The following is a 20,113-nucleotide window of genomic DNA, read 5'->3' on the forward strand; positions in this document are numbered from 1 at the left end:
TGGCCCGTCCGGTGGCGCCTTTGTGAAATCCGGGATGGATATGAACCGGTAAGCGTGCTGTATACATGGCCAGAAATCGCAAATTCGACCAGTCCACTTGTCACGCCCGTGACATACCGGGGAGGCGCATCATCGCACGCACGATCGACGGGTCCAGCCTGGACGGATTGATCCTCGACGCCGACAGCGCGAGGCCATTGTACCTGCAACTCTATGACGGGTTGCGACAGATGATCCTCTCCGGTGCAATACCGGGCGGTACGCGCATACCCTCGTCGCGCGTTCTGTCGGAAAGCCTGGGGGTTTCCCGTTTCACCGTCGTGACGGCGCTCGATCAGCTCGTGGCGGAAGGATACCTCAATTCCGCGCGTGGCAGCGGCACCTATGTGGAGACCGTGCCGAGGCGCGATGCCGGCAAGGCCAGGGCGCATCCGGAGGGCGTTGTGCTCTCCGACCGGTTCGAGAAGCTGGTTTCGCATCGCGGCCAGGCGTTGACATGGCGCAATTCCCTGACCCTCAACGACGGGTCGCAGCATCTCCACATGGCCACGCCCGATCACCGCCTCTTCCCGGTGCACATCTGGTCGCGGCTGACGAAGGAGGTTTTTGCCGAGGGCGACTTTCGCATCGTCAATTATCGCGAGATCCTTCGCCCCTCCCTGCTTGAAGAGCAGATCGCCAGGCACATCGCCGTCAGCCGCGGCATTCGATGCGAGCCGGAAGAGGTGGTCACCACGCTCGGCGCCCATCATGCCGTCAACCTTCTTGCAGAACTGCTGCTCGATCCGGGTGATACGGTCGCCTTCGAGGAGCCGGGAATGGCGGCGATCCGGTCGATTTTCCAATCCTACGGCAGCAGGATCGAGCCGATGCATGTCGATGCCTCCGGTCCCAACCCGCACACGATCGACAGTCGCGACGTCAAGCTGGCCTTCGTCACGGCTGCCAAGCAGCAGCCGATGACGATCGCCATGCCGATGAAACGCAAGCTGGAAATGCTGCATTGGGCGGCCGACCGCGACACGCTGATCATCGAGGACGACCTGGGCAGCGAGTTCCGCTATCAGGGCGGCCCCATTCCCCCGCTGAAGGCTCTGGATCAGGCCGGCCAGGTCATCTATGTCGGCGCTTTCAGCATGACGCTGCTGCAATCCCTGCGCGTCGGCTATATGATCATGCCGCGGGCGCTTGCCGAAAAATGCCGGCGGCTGATCCAGGTTCGCTACCGCGCGCTTCCCCAGTTCACCGAGCAGATCGTCGCGCGCCTCATCGAGGATGGCCACTATGCCCGGCACCTTCACCGGATGCGCCGGATCTACGCCAAACGCCAGAACCGGCTCTTGCAGGTCCTCCGCTCCGACTTCGCCGACGTCTTCGAACCGCCCGAGTTCACGGCGGGGTTCTACAACCTCTGCTATTACAGAGACCAATCGATCGATGAAGATGCGGTCCTGATCCGGTGCCGGGAGCACAATCTCGGTGTCGAGCAGCTATCCTATTATTTTGCCAACCGAAAATCGCCCCGGAAAGCACTTCTCATCGGTTTTGCCGCATCGAACGAGGACGAGATCGAGTTCGCCACTAAATTGTTACGGCGCTGCGTCGAGCTGAGGTGAGGTTTCGCCCGATGCGACACGATCTAGGTGCCTGCGGCTGGCCTGAGCGGACAGATTTCCCTTCGAATTGACAAGGATTTTCCGCATCCGAGTGCGCGAAGAGAATGTCGTTCCTTAATTTTCTACAAAAACTATAGACTATTAATGCATCTGTCCCAGCACTGGTGCGTTCATGTCCTATCATCTCAGCCTCCTCGACAAAAGCCCGGTCGAAACCGGCCAGACCACGGCGGAGGCGTTGCAGACGACGGTGAAGCTGGCCTTGCGGGCCGAAGCGCTGGGCTATCACAGGTATTGGGTGGCCGAACACCACAATATGGCCGGCCTCGCCAGCTCGGCGCCGGAGGCGCTGATCGCCTATCTCCTGGCGCGGACCTCGCGCATTCGCGTCGGCTCCGGCGGCGTCATGTTGCAGCATTACAGCGCCTACAAGGTCGCCGAAACCTTCAATCTTCTGGCCTCCCTGGCGCCTGGGCGGGTCGATCTCGGCGTCGGTAAGGCACCCGGCGGCTTTCCGGTTTCGACCAACGCCTTGCAGGCGGCCGTCGATCCCGCGCGCAAGCCGAAATTCGACGAGCAGCTTTCCGATCTCAACCGCTACCTGTCGGTTGCGCCCGATGCGACGGATCTCGCCGCGACGCCGTTCCCGACCGTAGCACCCGAGCGCTTCCTGCTCGGCGCAAGCGTCGAAAGCGCCAAGCTTGCGGCAGACAAGGGCTGGCAGCTGGTCTTCGCCGGTCATCTGAACGGCGACCCGGAAAACCTGCGCAAGACCTTCGATGCGTATCGCGAAGCGAGCGGCGGCAAAGCGCCGATCCTAGCGCTCGCGGCCTTCGTCGCGGAGGACGAGGCGCAGGCGCGCGAGCGCGTTTCGGGGCTCAGGATCTTCAAGGTTTTCCTCTCGACCGGCCAGAGCGTCAATGTCGGCAGCGAGGAGCAGGCGGCCGAGTTCGCGCGGCAATCCGGCGTCACCGATTACCGCGTCGAGGAGAAGGTGCCGAGCATCCTGCATGGCACGCCGGTGCAGGTGCGCGCCGAACTCGACGATCTCCACCGCCGCTACGGCGTCTCGGAATTCATCATCGAAACGCCGGCGCTGACGGCGGCCGAACGCTTCCAGTCCATCGAGCTGCTGGCCAAGGAACGCTTGTCGCTCGCAGCCTGAATTTTCCGGAAAGGATGATCTCATGTCCCAGAAAAACGTCACTTTCGGCATCATGCTGCAAGGGCCGGGCGGCCACATGAACGCCTGGAAACATCCGAGCGGACCGGCCGATGCGAGCGTCAATTTCCCCTTCTTCGTGGAAACGGCCCGCAAGGCCGAGAAGGCCGGCATCGCCTTCGCCTTCGTCGCCGACGGTCTCTACATCAACGAGCAGTCCATCCCGCATTTCCTCAACCGGTTCGAGCCGATCTCGATCCTTTCGGCGCTGGCCGCATCGACCTCGAAGATCGGCCTCGTCGGCACGGTCTCGACCTCCTACAGCGATCCCTTCACCGTCGCGCGCCAGTTCGCCACGATCGATCTGATCAGCGGCGGCCGGGCAGGGTGGAATGCCGTGACGACGCCGCTCGAAGGCTCGGGCCGCAACTATAGCCGTGAGCATCCCGAACACGAGCTGCGCTACGAGATCGCCGACGAATATCTCGATGTCGTCAAGGGCCTGTGGGATTCCTGGGACGACGACGCCTTCCTCCGCAACCGCGAGACGGGCGTCTATGTCGACAAGACCAAGCTCCGCCGGCTCGGCCACAAGGGGCGGTTCTTCCGCGTCGAGGGGCCGCTCAACATCGGCCGCTCGAAACAGGGGCAGCCGGTCGTCTTCCAGGCGGGCGCTTCGGATTCCGGCGTGAAACTGGCCGGCAAACACGCCGATGCCGTTTTCACCAATGGCGGCCCCTTCGAGGATGCGGCGGTCTTTTACAAGCAGGTGAAGCGGAGCGCGATCGCGCAGGGCCGCCGCGCGGCCGACGTGCGCATCTTCCCCGGCATCGCGCCCATCGTCGGCGCGACGGCCGAGGAGGCGGAGCAGAAATACCTGGCGATCCGCAATCTCGTGACCGTCGAGGAGGCGCTGCTCTATCTCGGCCGCTTCTTCGACCACCATGATTTCAGTGCCTATCCGCTCGACGAGGCCTTTCCGGACCTCGGCGAAATCGGCAAGAACAGTTTTCGCGCCACGACCGACCGTATCAAGAAGACGGCGCGCGAGCAAAACCTCACGCTCCGCGAGATCGCGCTCGACGTCGCGACGCCCCGCACCGCCTTCATCGGAACGGCCGACCATATCGCCGACGAGATCGTCCGCTGGGTCGATGGCGGTGCCGCCGACGGCTTCATCCTCGGCTTCCAGGTGATCGCCGAAGGCCTCGACGATTTCGCAGCGCATGTCCTGCCCGTCCTTGCGGCCCGCGGATATTTCAACCCGTTGCTCGAAGGCCAGACGCTGCGCGACCATCTGGGCCTGCCTTACCGCGAAAGCCGCTATGCGGCCGGCGAGGACGCCGTCGAACCCGGAAAGGCGGTCGGCGCGTGAGCGCCGGGGAAAAGTCATGAACGCTATCACACCTCCTCCACGTCTGAACGATCCCGTGGAACAGGGCATCGCCGCCTTTCTCGACGAGATCGTCGCGCTGCGTCGCGACCTTCACCAATATCCGGAGCTCGCCTTCCAGGAGCGCCGCACCAGCAAGCTCATCGCCTCGCAGCTTTCCTCCTGGGGCTATGAGGTGACGACCGGCATTGCCGGGACGGGCCTTGTGGCAACGCTTTCGAACGGAAAGGGCGAGCGGCGGCTCGGCATCCGCGCCGATATGGACGCGCTGCCGATCGAGGAGGCGACGGATCTCGCCTATGCCAGCAGCAATCCCGGCGTCATGCATGCCTGCGGGCATGATGGACATACGGCGATCCTGCTCGCGGCCGCCCGCTATCTTGCGCAAACCCGCGCGTTCAACGGCACCCTGCATCTCATCTTCCAGCCCGCCGAAGAGATCGGCGCCGGCGCCCGGAAGATGCTTTCGGAAGGCCTGTTCGAGCGCTTCCCGGTCGATGCGGTCTTCGGGCTGCACAACTGGCCGGGCGTGCCGGCTGGGCAGTTCGGTTTCGTCCCCGGCCCGGCGATGGCCTCGGTCGACCAGGCGAATATCCGCATCGTCGGCAGGGGCGGCCATGGCGCCGAGCCGCAGAACGCCGTCGATCCGGTGGTGGCGACCGCGTCCCTCATCACGGCTTTGCAGAGCGTCGTCTCCCGCAATGTCGATCCGCAGGAGATGGCCGTGGTGACGGTCGGCTCCATCCATGCCGGCTCCGCCTCGAACGTGATCCCGGAAAGCGTCGAGCTGAAGCTGACGATGCGGGCTTTCACCGAAGGCGTGCGGGAGCAGCTCCGGGCGCGCATTCCGTCGCTCGCCCGGGCGCAGGCGGAAAGTTTCGGCGCGGTGGCGGAGGTGGACTACCGCCTCGGCTTCCCCGCCCTGATCAACGATGCCGGCTCGACGGCGCTGGCGCGCAAGGTGGCGCTCGATACGTTCGGCCCGGTGCAGGTCGAGGAAGGCTTCAAGCCGCGCACTGCAAGCGAAGACTTTGCCTTCATGTTGCAGGCGCAGACGGGAAGCTACGTCTTCGTCGGCAATGGCGACACGGCGCCGCTGCACAGCGCCCGCTATGATTTCAACGACGCGATCATCGCGCCCGCCGCCCGCTACTGGGTGCGCCTCACCGAAACCTTCCTCCAGTGACGTCAGCAACAGGACCGGCGACATGAGCGATACGTTCCTCTACACCACGCCCCTCGATCCCCGCGCCAAGCCGCTGATCGACGAACTGACCTACGAATATGACAAGCGCTACGGTTCCTATTTCAGCGAGGCGGGCGCCGTCGAGGAGATGAACCGCTACCCGGCCGAGGCCTTCGCGCCGCCCTATGGCAATTTCCTGCTTCTCCTGCGCAATGGTGAGGCGGTCGGCGGCGGCGCCTTCAAGCACTACGACGATCACACCGCCGAGTTCAAACGCATCTGGACGCGCTCCGACCTGCGCCGCCAGGGGCTTGCGGTCAAGGTGCTGATCGAGCTGGAGCAGCAGGCGGTGCGGCAGGGCTATTCGCGCATCTACCTGACGACCGGTTTCCGCCAGCCGGAGGCCGTCGGCCTCTATCTGAAATATGGCTACACCGCCCTTTTCGACGTGGATGCCGACCCGGAAATCTACAAGTCGCTGCCCTTCGAAAAACAGCTCGGCACGCATGCGGCCGCCGTCATTCCCGCGCAGCCATCGCTGCAGCTTGCAGCGGATCACCGCTGACCGGCTCCCGACAAAAACCATAAGGGGAAGATCATGGCACTCACGACAGATTTCGCCGGGATCGGGGCCGACCACCGATCGGCCGAACATCCAAAGCAGGATTATTCGCGCTACCGCATCGTGCCGGCCCGCCATCCTGGCCGCCTGGTGGGCACGGTCTTCGCCGCCGTCGTCATCGCCGCCGTGCTCTACTCCACCTTCACCAATCCGCGCTGGGGCTGGGGTGTCTTTGCCGAATGGTTCTTCGCCGAGCCGGTCCTTGCCGGGCTCGGCAGGACGCTGCTCCTGACCGCACTTGCCACGATCTCCGGCTCCATCCTCGGCACGGCGCTGGCGCTCGCACGGGTGTCCAAGTCGCCGCTGCTCTCCAGCCTGTCCTGGGGCTATATCTGGCTTCTGCGCTCCATCCCGCTGATCGTGCTGCTGCTGGTGCTCAACAATCTCGGCTATCTCTACGAGACGATCCGCATCGGCGTTCCGTTCAGCGATACCGTGCTGGTCGATTATCCGATGGTGCAGCTCGTGACGCCGTTCGGCGCCGCCTTCCTCGGGCTGACGCTCAACCAGTCGGCTTTCTTTGCCGAGATCGTGCGCGGCGGCATCCTGTCCGTCGACCAGGGCCAGCACGAGGCCGCCGCCGCTCTCGGTCTGCCACGCCACCGGCAGGCATTCCGCATCGTGCTGCCGCAGGCCATGCGCTCCATCCTTCCGACCGGCTTCAACGAGATCATCGGCCTGGCCAAGAGCACGTCGATGGTCTACGTGCTCGCGCTGCCGGAGCTGTTCTACACGGTCCAGGTGATCTACCGCCGCAATCTCGAAGTCATTCCGCTGCTGATGGTCGCGACCGCCTGGTATCTCGTCATCATGACGGTGCTGTCGATCGCCCAGCACTATATCGAGCGCCATTTCTCCAAGGGTGCCGTGCGCAATCCGGTGCCGCTGCCCTTCCAGTCCTTCCTCGCCCGCTTCCGCGGCCCGGCACTGCCGGAGATCGTGGCTGTCCCGGCGATCCGCCAGGCCGGCTTCCAGGATGCGGCGCAACTGCGCACCGGCGGCGCCGTGCGGATCCAGAAGATCTCGAAAAGCTTCGGTCCGCTGAAAGTGCTCGACAATGTCGACCTCCTCCTGCCGGCCGGAAGTGTCACGGCCATTCTCGGTCCGTCCGGGTCCGGCAAGTCCACGCTGCTGCGCACGATCAACCATCTCGAACGGGTCGACAGCGGTTTCATCGCCATCGACGGCGAGCTGGTCGGCTACAGCCAGAAGGGCGACACGCTCTATGAGCTGAAGGAAAAGGACATCCTGAAGCGCCGCGCCGATATCGGCATGGTGTTCCAGAGCTTCAACCTCTTCCCGCACCTGACCGTGCTCGAAAACCTCATCGAGGCGCCGATCCAGGTGCGCGGGACGAGCCGCGAGGAGGCGATCCGCTTTGCCGGCGAGCTTCTCGCCCGCGTCGGTCTCAGCGACAAGATCAACGCCTATCCGCGCCAGCTCTCCGGCGGCCAGCAGCAGCGCGTCGCGATTGCCCGCGCGCTCGCCTTGAAGCCCAAGGTGCTGCTCTTCGACGAGCCGACCTCGGCGCTCGATCCGGAACTCGTCGGCGAAGTGCTCGATGTCATCAAGGAACTGGCGCGCACCGGCACGACGCTCGTCATCGTCACCCACGAGGTCGGCTTTGCCCGCGAAGTCGCCGATACCGTCGTCTTCATGGAAGACGGGCAGGTTCTCGAAACCGGCTCGCCGGCGCACATCTTCAGCCGGGCCGACCACCCGCGCACGCGCGAGTTCCTCGCAAAAGTCCTCTAGCAAAATTCCAGGGCCGGAAACGGGGACGGAATGGAATTGACTGCAACCACAACCCCAGGATGAAAAAAGGAGACGGGACATGACATTTCTTCACAAGGCAAAACTTCTGATGGCAGGTGCGGTCGCGGTGACGGCGCTTGGTCTGGCGACGGCACAGGCGGCTGAAAAGTTCGACCTCAGCCCGGATACCTCCAACCGCGTGCGCGCGGAAAAGAACGAGGAAGCGATCAAGGCGATCTCGCCCGATTTCAAGTTCGTGACGCCCGGCAAGTTCACGGTCGCCATCAATGCGTGGGATCCGCCGATCGCCACCTTCGCAAACGATGCGACGACCATCGTCGGCGCCGATCCCGATCTCGCGACGCTTCTGGCGGATTCGCTGGGGCTTGAAGTCGAGATCGTTTCGGTCGCCTGGGCGGACTGGCCGCTCGGCGTGTCTTCCGGCAAGTACGACGCGGTGATCAGCAACGTCACGGTCACCGAAGAGCGCAAGGAGAAGTTCGATTTCTCCACCTACCGCAAGGACGTGCTCGGCTTCTACGTGAAGGCTGACAGCCCGATCACCGAGATCAAGGAACCGAAGGATGTCGCCGGCCTGAAGGTCATCACCGGCGCCGGCACCAACCAGGAGAAGATCATCCTGGAATGGGACCGCCAGAACGTCGCCGCCGGCCTGAAGCCGATCGAAGTGCAGTATTTCGATGATCGTGCGGCGGCCGAGCTGGCGCTGTCGTCGGGCCGCGCGGATGTCGAGTTCAACCCGAACGCGACGCTGGCCTATGGCTCGGCCATCAAGGGCCAGACCAAGCTCGTCGGCATCGTCAGCGGCGGCTGGCCGCTGACCGCCGAAATCGCCGTCACCACCCGCAAGGGCGCCGGCCTTGCCGATGCGGTGACTGTCGCGATCAACGGCCTCGTCAAGAACGGCAAATATGGCGAGGTGCTGAAGCGCTGGAACCTCGAAGCCGAAGGCATCGACCAGTCCTTCACCAACCCGGCCGGCCTGCCGAAGAGCGGCTCCTGATCTCCCAAGCCTGAGGACCGGCGCTGCTTGCAGCGCCGGTCCGATCGGAATTCCAGAACCAAAGACAGCAAGATGAGCCTCCCAAGACCTGCCATCCGCCATATCGGCTTTCTTTCGCCCGGCAACTATCCCGCCGCCGATCCGCTGTCGGGGTTGGAAAAGACGCTGCAACTCCTCGAATATGGCGAGGCGCTGGGTTTCGAAAGTGCCTGGGTCCGTCAGCGGCATCTGGAGCCCGGCATATCGTCCGCAACGGCGTTCCTCGCCGCCGCGACGCAGCGCACGAGCCGCATCCAGCTCGGAACAGCGGTCATTCCGATCGGCTATGAGAGCCCGTACCGGCTCGCCGAGGATCTCTCGACCGTCGATGTGCTTTCCGGCGGGCGGCTCAATGTCGGCCTGAGCGCCGGTCGCCCATTGCATGCCGATCTCATCGGGCCGCTCGCCTTCGATGGCGACTGGGAGAGCTACGATTTCTCGCACGAACGGGTGCTGCGTTTCGTCGAAAACCTGCGCAGTCCTCTCATCGGCGATGAGACCACCTTCATCAAGACGCCCTTCGGCCCCCAGCGGCCCCATTTGCAGCCGCATGCCAAGGGGCTGACGGATCGCATCTGGTATGGCGGCGGTTCGCTGCGGTCTGCCGGCTGGGCAGGGCGGAACGGTTTTAATCTGCTGATCGGCAATGTCACGACGGGGGAGGAGACCGACGACTTCTTCGTCGCGCAGTTGCGCCAGCTCGAAACCTACAGGGCGGCAGGCGAGGGTGGGCTGCGCGTCGCGCTCGGCCGCGTGATCGTTCCGCTGGACGGCGCCGATGCGAAAACCCGGCAGCGCTACCGCGACTATGCGGCCGGGCGCACCGAGCGCACGCTGACCCCGCAGGGCGAGCGGCGAACGCTCTATGCCAGAGACATCGTCGGCACCTCGGAGGAGATCCTTGAGCGGCTGTTTGCCGATCCGATCCTGCCGCATGTCAGCGAACTGCGGCTCGAGCTTCCCTACGAATTCGAGGACGAGGAATACCGCCAGATCGTGCACGACTTCGTCACGCGCATCGCGCCGGAACTCGGCTGGTCCAGCCGTCCGCCGGGAAGCGGGGTGAACAACAACGAGCCGCCCGGGCTCAAGCCTTCGCAACAGGAACAGCGTAAGTGACGAAAAGCGTCGACTATTTCTTCTCCATCGGTTCTCCCTGGTCCCATATCGGTTTCGAAGCCTTCGTCGATCTTGCCGCCCGCAGCGGCACCCGGATCGAGCCCTTCCTGACCACCGTCGTGGAAGAGAACGGCGGCATCTTCTCGCGAAACCGCCCGGAGCCGCGCCGCGCCTACGGGACGCGCGACCTGCAACGCTGGGCGCGCGTGCGCGGCAAACACCTGCTGCTTGAAAACAGGCCGGCGCTCGGCGATCCGACACCGGCATCGCTGATCGTGATCGCCGCCTTTCTCGACGACCAGGACTGGGTCGGCCTGACGCGTGCCCTGCAGCATGCCTTCTGGGCCGAGGCGAAGGACATCGGCGATCCCCATGTGCGCGCGGCAATTGCCGATGCCGCGGGTTTCGACGGCACGGCCCTTGTTGCGCGGGAAACGCATGACGATGTCCGGGCAAAGTGGGCCGCCGATCGCGATCACGCTGTCCAAAGCGGTGTCTTCGGGTTTCCGACATACAGCTTCGATGGAGAGCTTTATTGGGGTCAGGACAGCCTGGCCTTCCTGGAGCGCCATCTGGCCGGGGACAGGCCCTAGTTTCGTGTGGCACTATCGAACCTTCCAGGGAGCACGGAAATCATGAACGACAAGGCAGACGCTGCAAAAGAGCAGGGCGTGCAGACGCGGCTGATCAGGACGGGTTATGACCCGAGCAGCCACCAGGGCTTCATCAATCCGCCGGTCGTGCACGGGTCTACCGTGCTTTTCCCCGATGCCCGCACGATGGAAACGCACGGCCAGAAATACACCTACGGCACGCGCGGCACGCCGACGACGGACGCGCTTTGCGAGGCGATCAACGAGCTCGAAGGGGCCGCGGGCACGATCCTTGTCCCGTCCGGGCTTGCCGCCGTCACGGTTCCGCTGCTCGCCTATCTTTCCGCCGGCGACCATGCGCTGATCGTCGATTCCGTCTATGGCAATGTCCGCCATTTCTGCGACACGATGCTGCGCGGCTTCGGCATCGAGGTCGATTATTACGATCCGACCATCGGTGCCGGGATCGAGGCGCTGTTCAAGCCGAACACGCGGCTCGTGCATACCGAGGCGCCGGGGTCCAACACGTTCGAGATGCAGGATATTCCCGCCATCGCGGCCGTTGCCCACCGGCACGGCGCCGTGGTGACGATGGACAATACATGGGCGACGCCGCTCTATTTCAGGCCGCTCGATTTCGGCGCGGACGTTTCTATTCAGGCCTCCACCAAATATCCTGCCGGCCATGCCGATATCCTGTTCGGCACGGTCTCGGCCAATGCCGAGCACTGGCCGCGCCTAAGGAAGGCGAACGGCCTGCTTGGCCTCTGCGCCGCCCCTGACGATGCCTACCAGGTGCTACGCGGCCTGCGCACGCTCGGCATTCGGCTTGAGCGGCACCAGGCAAGCGCTCTGGCAATCGCCACATGGCTGGAGGCCCGCCCCGACGTCGCGCGCGTGCTGCATCCGGCCCTTGCGAGTTTTCCGGGTCACGACATCTGGAAGCGGGATTTCAAGGGAGCGAGCGGCGTCTTCTCCTTCGTCCTGCGTGCGGAGCGTGAAGAGCAGTTCAAGGCGAAGGCGCAGGCCTTCCTGGACGGCCTGTCCATCTTCGGGCTGGGCTATTCCTGGGGTGGGTTTGCCTCCCTCGCGCTCCACGTCTCGCTCGATGAGCGCAAGGTGACGGAGGTGCCGGCCGACGGTCCCGTTCTTCGGTTGCAGATCGGGCTGGAAGATATCGAGGATCTCCAGGCGGACCTGGAACGGGGATTTGCCGCCGCGGCCCAGGTTTACTGAGACGACCGTCCCTGGACGACGCGGTCGAGAACGATCGCGCAGAGCAGGATGGCGAGGCCGGCGAGCAGGCCTTGGCCTTGCGCGGCATATTGCAGGGCGTGCAGCACGTCTTCGCCCAGTCCCTTGGCGCCGATGAGGGCGGCGATCACCACCATGGAGAGGCACATGAGGATGGTCTGGCTGACGCCGGCCATGATGGAGGGTGCCGCGGTCGGCAGGTCGACCTTGAAGAGGATGAAGGTGCGCGACGCCCCGAAGGCGACGGCTGCCTCGCGCACGGAGGCCGGCACGGAGGCGATGCCGAGCGCGGTCAGCCGCACGACCGGCGGAATGCCGAAGATGACGGTCGCGATGATGCCGGACGGCTTGCCGATGCCGAAGAGCGCGATCACCGGGATCAGGTAGACGAAGGCCGGCATGGTCTGCATGAAATCGAGCAGTGGACGCACGATCGCCGCGATCCGCTTGTTATAGCCGCAGAGCACGCCGAGCGGGATGCCGATGGCAATCGAGATGAGCGCCGCCGTGCCGAGGAGGGCAACGGTCTGCATGCTCTTTTCCCAATAGCCGAGGATCGCGAGGTAGCTCACCGCGACGAAGGTCAGCAGGAAGACCCGGAAGCCCGCGAGTTGCCAGGCGAGCGCAAGAATGAGCGCCATCACCACGGGCCACGGCGTCTGGGTGAGGACACCCTCCATCAGGCCCAGCATGCCGTTGATTGCCCGCGTCAGCGCGCCGGCCGCGGGCGACACCGCGCCGCTGACCGAGGCGACAAGTGCGTCCAGCCAGGCGGCAGCGTCGGAGTTCCAGGCCGGATCGCTCGGAAAAGCGTCGAAAAGCGTGCGGTCGGCGAAATGGACGAAGACGATCGGTATGAAAACCGCGAGCAGGACGGCGGCGGCGAGTGCATGCGGCAGGCTGAATCCTGCCGCGCCGCTGTCGCCCTCCAGCCGCCAGGCCCGGAACCGCCGTTCCGCAAGATGGTTCGCCAGTCCACCGACCGTGAGGCGGGTGGCAATAAGAAGGCCCGCGCCGATTGCTGCAATCAGCAATGCCCCGCTCTTCGCCTCTTCCGCCACCTGCCGTGCGTCCTTTGCCGCTTGCTCCAGCGCCGTGGCGGAGCGTGTCAGCGATTTGGCCATGGACGAGGTTGCGTCCTTGTCGTTCGCCGCCTTCGCTTCCAGAAGGCGTGTTGCGGCGAGCGTCTCCAGCCGGTCCGCGCGGGCACCCTGCTCCGTTCCCGCACCGCCGGAAAGCGCAAAGGCGATCAGCACCACGGCCAGCAGGTCGGCGATGAGAAACGGCCAGAACGCCGACCAGAGGCGGCGCCCGCCGAGCCAGACGGGGCCGAGCAGGGCGGCGGCGATGTTGAAGGACGGCACATAGCCGCGGCGTTCGCCGATCCGGTGGAACGCCCGCTGGTAATAGGCGCTGTTGAGGCCGGCGAAGCGGTCGATGGCTTCGCCGCGTGCGGTATGCGGGCTCATGCGATGGCTCTTGCTTTGACTGTAGAGGTTTGCGGCTGCGCGGGCAGGCGGGCATTCTGCACGAAGCGGCGGACGTAATCGTCGGCGGGCTGGCTGAGGAGGGTTTCCGCGGTGCCTGCCTGCACGATGCGGCCGGCCCGCATGAGGAGGACGCGATCGGCGATCCGGAACGCCTCGTCGACATCATGCGTCACGAAGACCGTCGTCTTTCCGAGCTCGCGCGAAAGCGCCATGAACTGGGTCTGGAGATCGTAGCGGATCAGCGGATCGAGCGCGCTGAAGGGCTCGTCCATCAGCAGGATATCCGGATCGGCGGCAAGCGCCCGGGCGAGGCCCACGCGCTGCTGCATGCCGCCGGACAAGGCCCCGACCCGCCGGTCGCCGAGGCCTTCCAGCCCGACGCGCACAAGCAGCTCATCCGCCCGGTCCTCGCGTTTCGTGCGGGCGACGCCGCGGATTTCGAGGGGCAGGGCGACATTGTCGCGAACGGAGAGATGCGCCAGCAGCGCATGCGACTGGAAGACCATGCCGATCCGCCGGGAACGCAGCTCGCGTAACGCCTTGTCGCCCAGCGACAGGATGTCGGCACCGTCGATCCGCACCCTGCCGGCGCTCGGTTCGAGCAGGCGGTTGATCAGGCGCACGAGCGTCGACTTGCCGCTGCCGGAAAGGCCCATGAGGCAGACCAGCTCGCCCCTGTCGACCGAAAGGCTCGCGCCGCCGACACCGACGACGGCGCGAAGGCGCTTGAGGACGGCATCGTCCGGCGCGGCGCGGCGGGCCTCTTCGAGAACCGCCCGCTCATCCGTGCCGAAAACCTTCCAGACGTCCTCAAGCTCGATCATGGGGTCAGTTTCCGGTCCAGCCGGCAACGACGTCCGGATTGGCGGCGATCCAGTCGCGGGCCGCATCGTCCGGCGTCTTGCCTTCGACGGCGATGGCGAAGGCGAGCTTGCTGACGGCGTCGGTGGTGAAGGTCACCTTTTCGAGGATGGCGGCGACGTCCGGCGCGCTATCCGCAAGCGACTTGGAATAGGCGATGTGGATGGCCGCGTCCTTGTAGGCGGATTTGATCGTGGATTTTTCCAGCCAGTTCGGATCGGAGGGTTCCACGAAGGTCCAGGTGGCGTCGTCATGCGCCGGCTCTTCCAGCACTTCCAGCTCGTAGCGGGCGAAATTCTGGTGCGGGCCGTAGCAATAGCCGACCCAGCCGGTTCCGGCCTTCACGGCGGCATCGAGATCGGCGGTCGCGACCGCCTCGTCCGTCGTCTGCAACTCGAAGAAATCGGCAAAGCCGTAGTCGCGGGCGCGTACCGTTTCGATGTTGGTGGAAAGCCAGCCGGCAGCACCGAGCCAGATGCGGCCCTTGCCCTTGCCATCCGCCGAGAACACCGCGGCCTTCGCCGGGTCGGAGAGATCGAAGACGGAGTGGATGCCGTGTTTCTCGGCGGTCGCCTTCGTCGTGCAGTAGCCCTGCGTGCCGGCATAGGAGCTGGCGGCGAGCTTCACCTTGCCGCCTTCACCGGCATACTGATCGACGAGCCCCTGCTGGTTCGGCAGCCAGACGTCCGTCCAGATGTCGATTTCGCCGCCATTGCGGTTCAGTGCTTCCCAGATGACGGGAACGGAGCCGGCCTTGACCACCTCGATTTCCTTGCCGAGCTGCTCTTCGAGCAGCACCTTGACGACATAGGCCGTGCCCTGTGCGGTGGCATAGCCGGGATCGGCGACGGTGATGGGGGCCGCCAGCGCGAGCGCCGGCCAGAGCGCGGCGAGGGCCGCCGAGGTTGCGAGAAGGGTTTTGACGGTTATGTGCATCTTGGGGTCCGTTCGGGTTGGGTGTTCGTCTGGTTTCAGGCGCGGTTCCGGGTCGCGTCGGGCCGGTTGCGCGCAAGGTCTGGCAGTCCGAGACGCGCGCGCAGCGAGCCGGTCGCGGGGCCTGCGTCGAGAAGTCCGCGCTCCCGCAGCAGGGGCACGACGGTCCGGATGAAATCGTCCTGGCCGTCGGGGAATGTCGGAGGAAGCAGCATGAAGCCGTCGGCCGCGCCGCTGGCCGCCCAGTCCTCGATCTGGCCCGCGATCTCCTCCGGCGTGCCGATGACCTGCCAGTGACCGCGCGCGCCGGCGACGCGCCGCGCCAGCGCGCCGACTGACAGGCCCTCCTTGCGGGCAAGGTCGGTCAACAGCGCCTGGCGGCTGCGAATGGAGTTCGAGACCGGCAAATCCGGCAGCGGACCGTCGATATCGACGCCGGAAAGATCGACGTCGCCGAGATAGGTTTCCAGCAGCGCAAGCGCGACATCCGGCTGGATGAGGTTCTGCAATTCGGCATATTTGTCTTCGGCCTGCGACCTCGTTTCGCCGATCACGGGGAAGATGCCGGGCAGGATGAGCACGTCGTCGGCGTTCCGGCCGGCGGCGGCGCGGCGTTTCCTGATGTCCTGGTAAAAGCCGCGGGCCGCCACGATATCGGTCTGCGCCGTGAAGACGACATCGGCCGTCTTGGCCGCAAGCGCCTTGCCGGCATCCGACGAACCGGCCTGCACCAGCAAGGGCCGGCCCTGCCGTGAAGGCAGGATGTTCAGCGGACCCTTGCTGCGAAAATACTGGCCCTGATAGTCGACGCTTTTCACCGCATCCGCTTCGAAGAAGACGCCGCTTTCCTTGTCTCGGACAAAACCCTCCGGGTTCCAGCTCTGCCAGAGCGACTGCACGGCTTCGACGAATTCGTCGGCGCGGGCATAGCGGGCGGCATGGTCGAAATCGGGACCGGGATTGAAGTTGTCGCTCTCCGGCTGGAGCGATGAGGTGACGATGTTCCAGCCGATGCGGCCATTGCTGATGAGGTCGAGCGAGGCGAGCTGGCGGGCAAGATTGTAGGGTTCGTTGAAGGTCGTCGAGGCCGTTGCCACCACGCCGATGGTCTTCGTCGCCGTCGCGACGGCCGCCGCAAGCGTCAGAGCCTCGAAGCCGTGCGACCACTCATCGACGCGCCGCAGCGCCTCCGCCCGGCTCTTGGGCACGCCGAGGCGATCGGAGATGAAGGCGATCTCGAACCCGGCCGCCTCCGCCGCGCGCGCGGCGTCGATATAGTGGGTGACATCGATATTGGCATCCACCTGTGTAGCCGGATGCCGCCAGGCGGCGACGTGATGGCCGCTGGGGTAGAGGATGGTGCCGAGAACGATTTTGCGCGAGGACATGTCGGTAGCTTCAAAGAAAGAAATTTCTCCCTTGAAAATACCCGCATTCGGAACGCGGAACAGAAATGTCTATTTAATTTATATAATACATGGAGAAAGTTCATCCGAGCGATGGCGTCTCGACGGCCATCGATCACTGCGCACCGGTTTCATCGCAACATGTCGTTGAAATGACCAAGGGAAGCCAGCCGGATGCGGCCGGGCGGATCCACATGGGCGCGGCGCAGGAGGTGGGGGTCGGAGAAGAAATCCTCCGCGGCCTGCACGACGGGCGTCTCGCCGGTGCCCAGTGCCAGCACGCTCTGCGCGTTGCGGTCGACGAAATCCATGTCGTGGCAGATCAGCACGATGGCCTTTCCGGCCTCCCTTTCGTTGGCGATGATCGCTTCGAGGCGCTCGGTCCAGCGACGATCGAGGCCGCGTTGCGGCTCGTCGAGCAAAAGGACGGCCGGGTGCATGGCCAGGATGGATGCAAGCGCGGTAAAGCGCCGCTCGGCCATCGACAGGTCGAGCGGATGGCGCTGTGCCTGGTCGCTGAGGAACGTTTGCTGCAAGGCCTGGTCGACGCGGCTCTTCACCTCGGCGTCGGCGAGCCGCAATTGTCTCGGACCGAAGGCCACTTCCTCGTGGACGCGGGCTGCGAAAAGCTGCTGTTCCGGTGTCTGGAACAATGTCCCGATATCGCGGGCGTTTTCGTGGACTTTCAGACCGGCGGTCGAACGGCCGCGCACCGCAACCTCGCCTGTATCCGGGCGCAGGAGGCCGTTCAGGAGGCGCAGCAGCGTGCTCTTTCCCGCGCCATTCCGCCCGACGACCGCAAGAACCTCGCCGGCCGCGACCTCGGCGTTCAGACCGGCGAAGAGTGGGCCTTGCGAGGGATAGGCAAAAGACAGGTCGTTCAGCGTCAGCATGGGACGGTCGCCTCCAGCAAGACCGCTGCTTCCGCCAGCGTCAGCGGCAGGTCTGCCGGATTGCCCTTGCCCGCCGCCCTTTGCTGGAAGGCGCGGGCGATTGCGGGAAGGCCGAGCAGCTCGGTGGTGGCGGGAGCCAGCAAGGTGGCGCGGGGATCGCTGTCGAGCACGATCCGCCCCTCGGCAAGCAGAAGGACCCGCTTCGCGATGGCGAGCGCGTTGTCGGTATTCGTATCGAGCAGCACGAGGGTCACCGTCTCCTCCAGGTCGGCCAAAACCGCGCTGAGATGCACCCGTGCCTCGGGATCGAGATTGGTGAAGGGTTCGTCGAGGATCAGCAACGAGGGGTTCAAGGCGAGGCAGGCGGCGATCACCAGGCGCTGCTGTTCGCCGCCGGACAGGGTGAAGGGATCGCGGTCCGCCAGCGCTTCGAGCCGGCAGGCGGCAAGCACGCGGTCCCGGCGCGCGATGACCTCCGCGGCCGGCAGTCCGAGATTTTCCGGGCCGAAGGTGATCTCCTCGCTGACCGTGAAGGCACGGCCGGAAAGATGCTGGGCCGGTATCTGGCCGACGAGCTGGACGGCGCTCGCGCGTTCGAGGATGGCATGATCCTGCCATGCCCGGCCATGCCAGAGCACCGATCCGCCCTTGGGCGCCAGCCACCCGGCGAGCAGCTGGCCGAGCGTGGACTTGCCGGATCCGTTCGCGCCGAGAATGGCGACGCGCTCGCCCGTGCCGATGCTGAGCGAAACGTCGTCGAGCACGGTTCGCGCGCCGTGGGAAAAATGCAGGCCGCGGACCTCTATCATCGCAGGATCACATAGGCGATTTCGAGGATCATCGTGCCTGTAAGCGCGATGCGGACTGTTCTTTCGAACCCGTTGTCGGCGGGCGGATCGATGACGGTGCGGTAAGGCAGCGCCCGGAATCCCCGCGCGGTGAGCACATGTGCCCGCTCCTGGGCGTCGCTGAGCGCCAGCGTCAGCAGGGGAACGAGCAGGATGCGCAATGCCTGGAGGCGCGCTGCGAGCGAGCCGCCGATCGCGAGCCCGCGTGTCTGCTGCGCGTCCCGAATGGCGTTTGCACGCGCGGAAAACTGTTCGAGCAGCAGAAGGGGGCTTGCAAGGAGGAAGGAGAGGGCGGGAGGCCAGCGCGCGGCGTCGAAGGCCCGCAGCAGCGCGGCCGGATGGGTGGTCGCCACGAAGAGAAGCGAGGCCGCCAGCATCACCGAAATCCGCCCGCCGACAAGGGCCGCATAGTCCAGCCCGGCGGCGCTGTAGGGCAGCCAGCCGAAGACGGGGCGAAAGTCCGGGCGCGGCATGACCAGCCCGTGGAAGGCGAAGACGGCGAAGGTGAAGGGCAGCGACAGGACGAGGTAGCGCACGACGACCGTGCGGCCGATGCCGGACGCGGCGCCAACCGCCAGGATGCCCAGCGTCAGGAGCCACAGTGCGGGCCATGACGGCACGAAGGACGTCACGACGCAGAAAACGACGAGCAGCAGTTTCGTCATGGGATTTGCCCGGTGAAGATGGCTCTTCCCCGGGCTATGCAGTGAAAAAAAGGCCTGCATCAGGCGGTGCGGCTATAGTGCAGGTAGTCATATCCTGCCGTCAGGCGCTCGGGAAGCTGGCGCACCAGGCCCCAGACGAGGAGAGCCGACAGCACCTTGTCTGCGACGTTCGATCCGAACACCGTGAGTGCCACCGAGCTCACCAGGGTCTGGCCGACGCTGGAAAGGTAGGCAACGAAGAAATCGGCGCCGGAGCCTGTCACGCCGCCGAACAGGTAGATGCGGATCGGCACGGCGACGATCGTCAGTGCCGCGGCGATGGCGACGCCGGAAAGTGCCGCCTGCCAGATGGCCTTGAACCAGCCGGCACGCGCGAGAAGGCCGGCAACGACGCCGATGACCAGCGCCACCGGCGCAAAGGCCGCCGCGACCGGGGCGAACAGCAGGCCGATCACCAGGTTGGTGAGCACGCCCGTCACGCCGCCGGCAACCGGCCCGGCGAGAACCGCCACGAGGATCGTGCCGATCGAATCCAGGAAGATCGGCAGGTGCAGGAGGTCGTTCACCTGCCCGCCGACGATGTTGATCACGATCGCGACGGCAATCAGCGCCAGGACTTTCGTGTCCAGATATTTGCTCTTTACTGCTGTGGTCATCGTTATCCCCCGATGATGGCGCACCCGCGATTGATGTCCGCCGGCGGGTGCGCGGTTGAATTTGATGCGTTCAGGCGTCCGCCCGGCTTTCGACGATCAGCTCTTCCCAGCCCGACAGCGAACACAGTTCGCGGCGGAAGGAGAGGTCGGGGAATTCCGCAAGCGTGATTTCGGCCGTGGTGTAGACGGACGAGCCCACGCCGAAGTGCGCGCCGGTCGTCTTGCCTGTGCGGTCGGAGAGCGAGATGTGCAGGTGCTCGCCCTTCTCGTCGATCGTGCCGACGAGGGAGACGATCTCGAAATGGCCGCTGATTTCGCTCCACACGCCGGTATTGGCGTAGCGCAGCAGGGCCTTGGTGAGGCTGCCGACGACCGAAACGATCGATACCGCCTTGAGATTGTTCGCGTTGACGAACTTCCGCAGCTCCTCGACCACGTCCTGGCCGGGTTTCAGCCGAAGCGCGTAGAAGCGGGCGGTGCTCGAAAGGGCGTTGCTGTAGTCGCTCATTTTAGGTCCATGCTCAGAAGCTGTTTCACGGGTTGCCGCAGCAGCATCGCAAAATCATATAAAATAGATAGAAAATATGTACTATTTGGA

The 20,113-nt window shown here is 64.9% G+C and carries 19 protein-coding genes; 10 read left to right on the top strand and 9 right to left on the bottom strand.

Annotated elements, in window-relative coordinates; all coding sequences use genetic code 11:
* Positions 1-65: 65 nt before the first annotated feature.
* From pdxR to AC1RWL_RS01990, 10 genes are all read left to right on the top strand, one after another.
* Complete coding sequence (pdxR, locus tag AC1RWL_RS01945; protein WP_493093496.1) at positions 66-1,616, top strand: MocR-like pyridoxine biosynthesis transcription factor PdxR; 1,551 nt, start codon at positions 66-68, stop codon at positions 1,614-1,616.
* Between the two features lie 172 nt (positions 1,617-1,788).
* Complete coding sequence (locus tag AC1RWL_RS01950; protein WP_493093495.1) at positions 1,789-2,781, top strand: LLM class flavin-dependent oxidoreductase; 993 nt, start codon at positions 1,789-1,791, stop codon at positions 2,779-2,781.
* A gap of 22 nt (positions 2,782-2,803) precedes the next feature.
* Complete coding sequence (locus tag AC1RWL_RS01955; RefSeq protein WP_493093494.1) at positions 2,804-4,153, top strand: LLM class flavin-dependent oxidoreductase; 1,350 nt, start codon at positions 2,804-2,806, stop codon at positions 4,151-4,153.
* A gap of 16 nt (positions 4,154-4,169) precedes the next feature.
* Positions 4,170-5,357 carry a M20 aminoacylase family protein gene (locus AC1RWL_RS01960; protein WP_493093493.1) on the top strand — a complete coding sequence of 396 codons (1,188 nt, stop codon included), beginning with the start codon at positions 4,170-4,172 and terminating at the stop codon, positions 5,355-5,357.
* 22 nt (positions 5,358-5,379) lie between these two features.
* Positions 5,380-5,922 carry a GNAT family N-acetyltransferase gene (locus AC1RWL_RS01965; protein WP_493093492.1) on the top strand — a complete coding sequence of 181 codons (543 nt, stop codon included), beginning with the start codon at positions 5,380-5,382 and terminating at the stop codon, positions 5,920-5,922.
* Positions 5,923-5,955: 33 nt separating this feature from the next.
* A complete protein-coding gene (locus AC1RWL_RS01970) occupies positions 5,956-7,734 on the top strand; it encodes an amino acid ABC transporter permease/ATP-binding protein (protein WP_493093491.1) in 1,779 nt (592 codons plus the stop codon).
* A gap of 79 nt (positions 7,735-7,813) precedes the next feature.
* Complete coding sequence (locus AC1RWL_RS01975; RefSeq protein WP_439623459.1) at positions 7,814-8,758, top strand: ABC transporter substrate-binding protein; 945 nt, start codon at positions 7,814-7,816, stop codon at positions 8,756-8,758.
* A gap of 72 nt (positions 8,759-8,830) precedes the next feature.
* A complete protein-coding gene (locus tag AC1RWL_RS01980) occupies positions 8,831-9,916 on the top strand; it encodes an LLM class flavin-dependent oxidoreductase (protein WP_493093490.1) in 1,086 nt (361 codons plus the stop codon).
* Positions 9,913-10,509: a 2-hydroxychromene-2-carboxylate isomerase gene (locus AC1RWL_RS01985; protein WP_493093489.1), complete on the top strand. Its 597-nt coding sequence runs from the start codon at positions 9,913-9,915 to the stop codon at positions 10,507-10,509. Before AC1RWL_RS01980 ends, AC1RWL_RS01985 begins: the two co-directional genes overlap by 4 nt.
* Before the next feature lie 42 nt (positions 10,510-10,551).
* Positions 10,552-11,745: a cystathionine beta-lyase gene (locus AC1RWL_RS01990; protein ID WP_493093488.1), complete on the top strand. Its 1,194-nt coding sequence runs from the start codon at positions 10,552-10,554 to the stop codon at positions 11,743-11,745.
* Here AC1RWL_RS01990 and AC1RWL_RS01995 read toward each other — a convergent pair.
* The 9 genes from AC1RWL_RS01995 to AC1RWL_RS02035 form a co-directional block, all read right to left on the bottom strand.
* Positions 11,739-13,232 (bottom strand): ABC transporter permease subunit, encoded by a 1,494-nt coding sequence (locus AC1RWL_RS01995; protein ID WP_493093487.1) that lies wholly within the window; start codon positions 13,230-13,232, stop codon positions 11,739-11,741. The genes AC1RWL_RS01990 and AC1RWL_RS01995 overlap by 7 nt on opposite strands.
* On the bottom strand, positions 13,229-14,077 hold the full coding sequence (locus AC1RWL_RS02000) for an ATP-binding cassette domain-containing protein (protein ID WP_493093486.1): 849 nt from the start codon (positions 14,075-14,077) through the stop codon (positions 13,229-13,231). Before AC1RWL_RS02000 ends, AC1RWL_RS01995 begins: the two co-directional genes overlap by 4 nt.
* Positions 14,078-14,081: 4 nt before the next feature.
* The gene (locus AC1RWL_RS02005; protein WP_493093485.1) at positions 14,082-15,050 is read right to left on the bottom strand and encodes an ABC transporter substrate-binding protein; all 969 of its coding nucleotides are present in this window, start codon (positions 15,048-15,050) and stop codon (positions 14,082-14,084) included.
* 35 nt (positions 15,051-15,085) lie between these two features.
* Positions 15,086-16,435 (bottom strand): LLM class flavin-dependent oxidoreductase, encoded by a 1,350-nt coding sequence (locus AC1RWL_RS02010; RefSeq protein ID WP_493093484.1) that lies wholly within the window; start codon positions 16,433-16,435, stop codon positions 15,086-15,088.
* A gap of 149 nt (positions 16,436-16,584) precedes the next feature.
* Positions 16,585-17,346, bottom strand: a complete 762-nt coding sequence (locus tag AC1RWL_RS02015) for an energy-coupling factor ABC transporter ATP-binding protein (RefSeq protein ID WP_493093483.1) — start codon at positions 17,344-17,346, stop codon at positions 16,585-16,587.
* Positions 17,340-18,155 carry an energy-coupling factor ABC transporter ATP-binding protein gene (locus AC1RWL_RS02020; protein WP_493093482.1) on the bottom strand — a complete coding sequence of 272 codons (816 nt, stop codon included), beginning with the start codon at positions 18,153-18,155 and terminating at the stop codon, positions 17,340-17,342. Before AC1RWL_RS02020 ends, AC1RWL_RS02015 begins: the two co-directional genes overlap by 7 nt.
* Positions 18,152-18,919 (bottom strand): energy-coupling factor transporter transmembrane component T family protein, encoded by a 768-nt coding sequence (locus AC1RWL_RS02025; protein WP_493093481.1) that lies wholly within the window; start codon positions 18,917-18,919, stop codon positions 18,152-18,154. The genes AC1RWL_RS02020 and AC1RWL_RS02025 overlap by 4 nt, the downstream gene beginning before the upstream one ends.
* Positions 18,919-19,515 carry a hypothetical protein gene (locus tag AC1RWL_RS02030; protein ID WP_439623437.1) on the bottom strand — a complete coding sequence of 199 codons (597 nt, stop codon included), beginning with the start codon at positions 19,513-19,515 and terminating at the stop codon, positions 18,919-18,921. Before AC1RWL_RS02030 ends, AC1RWL_RS02025 begins: the two co-directional genes overlap by 1 nt.
* Before the next feature lie 70 nt (positions 19,516-19,585).
* Positions 19,586-20,023, bottom strand: coding sequence for a PPC domain-containing DNA-binding protein (locus AC1RWL_RS02035; RefSeq protein ID WP_493093480.1), 438 nt, complete (start codon positions 20,021-20,023; stop codon positions 19,586-19,588).
* Positions 20,024-20,113 lie beyond the last annotated feature (90 nt).

This window comes from Shinella sp. GW821-FHT10F02 (genome assembly GCF_058809275.1).